At 63.6% G+C, this 6,977-nt stretch carries 8 protein-coding genes and 2 pseudogenes; 7 read left to right on the top strand and 3 right to left on the bottom strand.

The genetic code is table 11. The annotated features are described in order from the left end of the window. The 7 genes from GTK09_RS25575 to GTK09_RS25545 all read left to right on the top strand — a co-directional run. The coding region (locus GTK09_RS25575) for an SDR family NAD(P)-dependent oxidoreductase (protein ID WP_163466237.1) at nucleotides 1-795 on the top strand (795 nt) is incomplete at its 5' end. Nucleotides 796-955: 160 nt separating this feature from the next. Next, nucleotides 956-1,183 (top strand): hypothetical protein, encoded by a 228-nt coding sequence (locus tag GTK09_RS25570; protein WP_024352406.1) that lies wholly within the window; start codon nucleotides 956-958, stop codon nucleotides 1,181-1,183. Beyond that, nucleotides 1,180-1,473 (top strand): type II toxin-antitoxin system RelE/ParE family toxin, encoded by a 294-nt coding sequence (locus GTK09_RS25565; protein WP_163466236.1) that lies wholly within the window; start codon nucleotides 1,180-1,182, stop codon nucleotides 1,471-1,473. The genes GTK09_RS25570 and GTK09_RS25565 overlap by 4 nt, the downstream gene beginning before the upstream one ends. Continuing rightward, nucleotides 1,470-1,838 (top strand): recombinase family protein, encoded by a 369-nt coding sequence (locus GTK09_RS25560; protein WP_163466235.1) that lies wholly within the window; start codon nucleotides 1,470-1,472, stop codon nucleotides 1,836-1,838. Before GTK09_RS25565 ends, GTK09_RS25560 begins: the two co-directional genes overlap by 4 nt. A gap of 135 nt (nucleotides 1,839-1,973) precedes the next feature. After that, nucleotides 1,974-2,537, top strand: a complete 564-nt coding sequence (locus GTK09_RS25555) for a TetR/AcrR family transcriptional regulator (RefSeq protein WP_163466234.1) — start codon at nucleotides 1,974-1,976, stop codon at nucleotides 2,535-2,537. Continuing rightward, nucleotides 2,534-4,198, top strand: a complete 1,665-nt coding sequence (locus GTK09_RS25550; protein ID WP_246218130.1) for an MFS transporter — start codon at nucleotides 2,534-2,536, stop codon at nucleotides 4,196-4,198. Before GTK09_RS25555 ends, GTK09_RS25550 begins: the two co-directional genes overlap by 4 nt. A 5-nt stretch (nucleotides 4,199-4,203) precedes the next feature. Continuing rightward, the gene (locus tag GTK09_RS25545; protein ID WP_163466233.1) at nucleotides 4,204-5,532 is read left to right on the top strand and encodes an HlyD family secretion protein; all 1,329 of its coding nucleotides are present in this window, start codon (nucleotides 4,204-4,206) and stop codon (nucleotides 5,530-5,532) included. Here GTK09_RS25545 and GTK09_RS28195 read toward each other — a convergent pair. The 3 genes and pseudogenes from GTK09_RS28195 to GTK09_RS25530 form a co-directional block, all read right to left on the bottom strand. Next, nucleotides 5,492-5,680: pseudogene (locus GTK09_RS28195) on the bottom strand (hypothetical protein); the annotation flags it as partial. The gene GTK09_RS25545 and the pseudogene GTK09_RS28195 sit on opposite strands and share 41 nt — an antisense overlap. A gap of 148 nt (nucleotides 5,681-5,828) precedes the next feature. Further along, a complete protein-coding gene (locus GTK09_RS25535; RefSeq protein ID WP_163466232.1) occupies nucleotides 5,829-6,410 on the bottom strand; it encodes an acyloxyacyl hydrolase in 582 nt (193 codons plus the stop codon). A 248-nt stretch (nucleotides 6,411-6,658) separates the two neighbouring features. After that, nucleotides 6,659-6,883: pseudogene (locus GTK09_RS25530) on the bottom strand (transposase); the annotation flags it as partial. Nucleotides 6,884-6,977: the final 94 nt, after the last annotated feature.

Genomic DNA, 6,977 nt, shown 5'->3' with positions numbered 1-6,977 from the left:
GAAGGCAAGGTCGCGATCGTTACGGGCGGCGGGCGCGGGCTCGGCCGGGCGATGGTTCTGGGCCTCGCGGCGGCGGGCGCGCGGGTTGTCACCACCGCATCGCGCGAGGCGACCGAAGTCGAGGCCGTGGCCCGCGAAGCCGGTGACGACCGGGTTGTTCCGATGTTCGCCGATGTCTCACGCGAGGAAGACTCCGCCCGCGTCGTCGCAATGGCGCTTGATCGCTTCGGCAGGCTCGACATGCTCGTCAACAACGCCGGTCGGGGGATGAAGTATGTCAGCGAGCGCTTCCTGACTGACCCGACCCGGTTTTGGGAAACCGATCCTGATGTCTGGCGCATGGTGATCGACACCAACGTCAACGGTCCCTTTCTGATGGCGCGAGCTGCAGCCCCGGTAATGATTGCGGCAGGTCGCGGCCGCATCGTCAATGTCACGATGAATCACGCCACCATGCGACGGCGCGGCTTCTCACCCTACGGCCCATCCAAAGCGGCACTTGAATCTGAGACGATCATCTGGGCGCAGGATCTCCAGGGCACAGGTATCACGGTGAACTGCCTTCTCCCCGGCGGCGCGACGGCGACAGGCATGATTCCGGACGACCTCCCTCAGGAGGTGCGCACCGAACTGCTCGATCCTGCAATCGTCATCCCGCCACTTCTCTGGCTTGCCTCGGAGGCATCAGAGGGGGTGACAGGGTGCCGGATCGATGCCTCACGCTGGAGGAGAGAGCTACCGGAAGCTGAAGCCGCCAAGGCAGCGATGGATAACGCCGGCTGGGCCGTCGCCTGATCCGGAGGCCGCCATGGGCGCGATGGATCGCGGCGCACGGGTTTCATCATTGAAGTCCTGCGTTCCTTTAGTGTTTGTGCATAAATAACAGTTTTGCACGGGAGCCAAGTAGCTGAATAATCCGTGCTTTTTTGTGCGAAAATGACGTGCATAATAGGGCATGACAGAGCTACTAGAACAGGCCGTTGAGCGCGTTCGTGCGCTGCCCCCCGATCAACAGGACGAGTTCGCGCGCGTCCTTCTGCGCCTCACCGGGGACGACGAGGCCGTCTATCAACTAAGCCCCGAGGAAGAAGCCGACTTGATCGAGGCCGAAGCCGAGATCGAGCGCGGCGAGTTCGCTACCGCTGCCGAGGTCGAAGCCGTCTTCTCGAAATATCGCCTTTGAGGCTGCGCTACACGAGAACTGCGCTTCGCCAGATCGAGGACGCGCTTTCCTACACCGCTGTGCGTTCGCCGCAGGGAGCGGCCGGAATGCGCGAGCGCATTCTTGCCGCCGCCGCCTTGGTGCAGGATCACCCACGCGCCGCGCAGGCCAACAGCCGCCCCAACACACGGCGCGTTGCCCTGACGCCCTATCCTTACGTCCTATTCTACCGCATCGCGGCCGACGAGGTGGTGATTACCCGGCTTCGTCACGCAGCCCGTAGGCCCCTCTCCGAGGCGCGCCGGTCATGACGGTCTACGGCTATGCGCGGGTATCGACGGACGGCCAGAGCGTTGACGCACAGGTGCGACAACTGACGGATGCCGGTTGCGAGAAGGTGCTTCGGGAAGTGGCAAGCGGCGCGAAGTCCGACCGCGCCCAGCTTGCCCGCGCCATTGCTGCCCTTCATCCCGGCGACGTTCTCATGGTGACGCGGCTCGCCCGCTCAACCCGTGATCTTCTCAATACGCTTGCGACGATCACGGACAGAGAGGCATCATCGTTCGCGGTCTGGCGTCGTAGTCGCAGCCGCATCGCCTTCTGTCTCGCCGCTTCAGGTGACACGCCAAGACGGCGCCTAACTCGCTGTAAGTCAACCACCCTTCGGCCATGTTGAACGCCTGTCGATCGCCCAGTTTAGGCGCGTACGGCTGAGCGGAACAGGAAAGTGCCACAAGGCCTCACGGGCTTGACATCTGGACAAAAGTGCCCACCTTGGCCGGACAGTTTTGTCCGTTTGCAGTTTGCCCGTATGCTCAAGCTCCGTACCGACGCGGCCCAGAACCGGGCCGACATCTTGGCGGCCGCCGATCTCGTGTTCGCCGAGTGTGGCGTCACCGCGCCGCTCGACCTTGTCTGCAAGCAGGCGGGTGTCGGGCGCGCCACGCTCTACCGGAACTTCCCCGATCGGCACGGCCTGCTGCTAGCGCTCCTCGATCGCTCCATCAACGAAATGGAGGACAAGGCCAGGTCGCTCGGCGAGGCGCCGAACGCATTCTTCAAGCTCTTGCGCTTCCAGGCGGAGCGGATCAGCGCCCGTTCGTCCCTGGTCGACTACTGGCGCGTCATCGATCGCGAGGCTCCGGAGATCCGTCGCGCACGCCAGCGCATGCATGCCCTAATCAAGCCGCATCTCGAACGGGCGGTCAGCGCAAAGCTCTGCCGTGCGGACCTGAACGACGAAGACATCTCCCTGCTGACCAGCATGCTCGGTGCGGCGCTGCGTGGACGCACACCCGACGAGCAGGTTGGGCTCGGAATGCGCGCTCTGGACCTGATTATCGAGGGGCTGAGGCCCGGGACGAACAGGCCATGAAGCAACCCGTCTTCCTGGAGCCGCCGCCGAACTGGACTCCGGAGGAGCGGCCGATGCTGCCCGGCTCGCCAGCGGCGATCTATCACCGCCCATCCGTTCGCGCCGCTTATGCCGCAGTGGGCGTTCTGGTCGGCATCACGGGAGGCCTCGGTAACGCTCTCGTCTCGGCGAACCTGCCCCAGATCCAGGGGCAACTCGGCCTGACGCCCTCGGAGGGCGCCTGGCTGCCCGCTGCCTACGTGATGGTCAACGTCACCTCGAACCTTCTCCTGTTCAAGTTCCGCCAACAGTTCGGCATCCGTCGCTTCGCCGAACTCGGGATCTTCGCCTACGTGATGGTGACGCTCCTGCACGTCGTTGCCGAAGACTATTCGACCGCCCTGTTCGCCAGGGCCATCAGCGGCTTTGCCGCGGCGCCCATGAGTTCGCTCGGGCTCTACTACATCCTGCAGGCCTTCCCGAAGGCGAAGATGGGTTCGGGTTTTTGCATCGGACTCGCGATCTCGCAGATTGCAGGTCCCCTCGCGTGGCTGGCCTCCCCTGCGCTCCTCGACATCGGAGACTGGCGCGGGCTCTATTTGTTCGAGCTCGGTATGGCGCTCTGCACTATGGCAGCCGTGGTCGTGCTCAAGCTCCCGCCCGGGATGCGGATCCGCGTGTTCGAGCCCCTCGACATCCTGACCTTCCTGCTGCTCGCGCCAGCCATGGCGCTTGTCGCTGCGGTCCTGGCGCAGGGACGGATACAGTGGTGGCCCGACCAGCCTTGGATGGCGGGAGCGCTGATCGCGGCCCTTCTCCTGTTCCTCGTTGCCGGTTTCATCGAGCATCACCGCGAGAGACCGCTCATCCAGACCCGTTGGCTCGGCACGGCAGAGGTATTCCGCTTCCTGTTGGGCGCGCTTGGTATCCGCCTTCTTCTCTCCGAGCAGACCTATGCGGCAACCGGGCTGATGCGCACGCTCGGCATGGGACCGGATCAGCTTCAGCCGCTGTATCTCGTGATTATGTTGGGAACGGCGGCGGGCGCCGTTTTGGCAGCCCTGCTGTTCGATCCGAAGCGGCTGACTTTCCTAGTGATCGCCTCCGTCGTCCTAATCATTGTCGGCAGCACCATGGACCAGGGCGCGACAAGCCAGACGCGGCCGCACGACCTCTTCTTCAGTCAGTTTCTCGTGTCCTGCGCGGGCGGCATGTTCCTGGGTCCGCTCATGATCAAGGCGGTCATGCCTGTGCTGATGACGCGCGGTGCCGACTATATCGTCACCTTTGTGATCCTATTTTCGGTGTCCCAGAGCGTTGGAGGTCTCCTGGGGCCGGCCATATTCGGAACGTTCCAGCAGTATCGCGAGCACGAATACTCCGCCCAGATCGTTGCCGAGATCGCCCCCACCGATCCGATCGTGGCCCAACGCCTCCAGATCCAGGGACAGGTCTATGGCCAGGTGATCACCGACCCGGTGCTGCGCAATGCGCAGGGCATCGCGCTCCTGTCCCAGGCCGCGACCCGGGAAGCCAACGTGCGCGCCTATAACGACGTCGTCGTCCTCAACACATTCATCGCGCTGGCGTTTCTCGCCTGGTCGCTCTTCCAGACGCTGATTGCAAGCTGGAAGGCCATCACCGCGGCTCGAGTGGTTCCCGCCGCGCAAGGGACCGACTGATCACCATGGATATCATGCACAGAAACCCCGACGCCGACCGCATCGACGACAGGAACCTCGCGGCGGAGAGGGAGCGGAACCTCACCCCGGGCGAGGACCCCAACACGCTTGCAACGGATGCCGCGCCGGTGGAGTCCCGCACGGGGGAGCCGAAGCCGGCCGAAGGCGCAAGTCCGGCAACCGCTCCCACGCCCGCGCCCGGGGCGGAGGATCCCGGTCCGCCGAAGAAGCTCTACCCAAGATTGTCGACAGTCCTCGTCATGATGGTCGTCGCGCTCGTCGGCATCACTGTCATCCTCTACGCCTGGCGGCTTCCCCCCTTCGCCACCGCAAACGTCACGACGGACAACAGCTACGTGCGCGGGCAGATGACGGTTCTCGCGCCGCAGGTGAACGGTTATGTCACGGACGTTCTGGTCAGCGACTACCAGGATGTGAAGGCTGGGGACGCGCTCGTGAAGATCGACGACCGCATCTACCGCCAGCAGCTCGAGCAGGCGCAGGCCGGGCGCGAGCAGGCCGCCGCCCAGCTTGCAAATGCCGAGCAGACGATGGCCCAGAACCGGGCCGAGATCGCCGCGCGCGAGGCCGACCTGTTCCAGGCGGAGGCCGAACTCGCCCGGGCGCAGGCGGCCCGCGAACGAACCACCACGTTGACGAAGAAGGGTTTGCAGACGCGTGCCGAAGCCGGCGAGGTCGAGGCGATCCTGCGCTCCGCCGAAGCCGGGGTCAGGCGGGCCGAGGCCACCATAGCCATCGCCAAGGAAACACTGCGCGCCACCGAGGTTTCGAAGAAGGGACTGGCGGCCGCGGTCCGCACTGCCGAGGCCCAGGTGCACCTGGCGGAGATCAACCTGTCCAACACGGTCGTTCGCGCCCCGCGCGACGGCCAGGTCGGGGAAGCGACGGTGCGCCCCGGGCAATACGTCTCCGCCGGCTCGCAATTGATGTTCCTCGTGCCCGATACACTGTGGGTGGTGGCAAACTTCAAGGAGACGCAGACCCACTACATCGCCGCCGGGCAGAAGGCCTCCTTCACCGTGGACGCACTCGGCGGCCGGCGCTTCACGGGCACGGTGCTCGAGCTCGCGCCCGCCACGGGCTCCGAGTTCAGCGTGCTGCGGGCGGACAATGCCAGCGGTAACTTCACCAAGGTGGTCCAGCGCTTACCGGTGCGGATCACCATCGATCCTGGCCAGCCGGAAGCTGATCGTCTGCGCCCGGGCCTTTCCGTAGTGGCGAAGGTCGACACCAGCAATCTGGCACCCGAGCAGACCAACTGGCTCGCTGAGTTCAAGCTTCCGGAAGTGGTCCAGGAATGGGTGTCCTCGTAGGAATCAAGGCGATGGAACTCAGGACGGGCCCAATCTCGCATCCAATGGAGATGATTTTCCACGGTTGATCGACGAGCTTGTTCCAGGCGCCGCAGCAGTGAGCGATGATGTCGTCGTAGTCGGCAAAGATGCGGTTCGACAGCCAGTTGCCGACTGGTCGCGGTCGCGACGGTCGAGCCAGGGGCGCGGATCACTTTCACTCTGCGTCAAAAGGCCTAACCCAGTATTTTTCCACACTCACCTATGATCTGAAACAGAATTGCTAATTCTGTTTCAGTACGGGCCATACCAGAACGTCAGAAACGATAGATCAGTCGCGCGCCAGTGCTCTCGAGGCCGTCATTCGACGAAGCGAGGTTGGCGTTGGAAATATGGTTTAGATAGACCTGCATGCCAATATCGCGGGTGAAATCTAAGCCGGCACTGGCCTGGAGATGGAACAGCACGGGCGAGCCGAGATCGCGAAGTTCGCCCTCGTCGTTGCGCTTCTTTTGATCGGTGTTGACCGAACCGCCCAAGCTGAAGCCGAGGTAGAAGCGGTCGGTCAGGTAGGCTTCCCAGTTCAGGCCGGCATAAAAGACGTCGATCGGATCGTCCGAGATGGCTATGTCGGTGCCGATATAGGGCCGCGGCGAGCCGAGGACGGCGAGGAAGGCTGGCGAGGGTGCTAGTACCTCGCCGTTGATGACGCCGCCGTCGAAGGTATCCGGCGTAAACGGTCCAACATCATAGGCCGCCCCGCCGGCACGCACTTCGTAGCGCGCGGCGTTCTTGCCGATGTCGATGCCGCCTAAGAAGCCAGCCTCACCAGCCGCCGCCGAGTACGAGCCAAGGGCCAAGAAAGCGACCATTGCGGCGAGTTGAGTTGAAGTTCGCATGAAGACTCGCAGCTGGTCGGTGAGGATATATCTCCCATACTAGATCGGAGTTTGATCGTCCGAAACTGCATCATTTTTAATCTCCGCTATCTTGGTCGAAGGAGTGACATTTTCGCTACGCAGCATCTGGCTCTGGCACGGCGAGAGACCAACGGGCGGGTGGCGAGCCGTTTGCTGGCGCTGGCGGGCGCGCTGTGGTCGTGTCCGTCAACGTGGTGGAAATTGGGTGTAACTGAAGCGGTCCCGTTTCAGGCGACTGCGGTGGAAATCCGTGTGGTTTCAGGCTTGGTGCCGGCGGCCATGAGTTCGGCCATAGGCTCGGTCTGCATGTAGCGGTTCTGCGTCTGCCATTCGTCGTTGGCTTCGAGGAGGACGGCGCCGATGAGGCGGATGATCGAGCCTTCGTTCGGGAAGATGCCGACGACATCGGCGCGCCGCTTCACCTCCTTGTTCAGGCGCTCCAGTGAATTCGTAACCGGTATGACAGTGGCGGTGCCTTCTGACCCGGCTGCGGTTTTTCAACCGCGGCGTATGGTGAGACCATCCGGGACAGGGGGCACCGGGAGC

The sequence above is a fragment of the Jiella pacifica genome (assembly GCF_010500815.1).
In the GTDB taxonomy this organism is placed as follows: domain Bacteria; phylum Pseudomonadota; class Alphaproteobacteria; order Rhizobiales; family Rhizobiaceae; genus Jiella; species Jiella pacifica.
The sequence above is the reverse complement of the archived record's forward strand: the minus strand, read 5'-3'. Positions and strand labels throughout refer to the sequence as shown.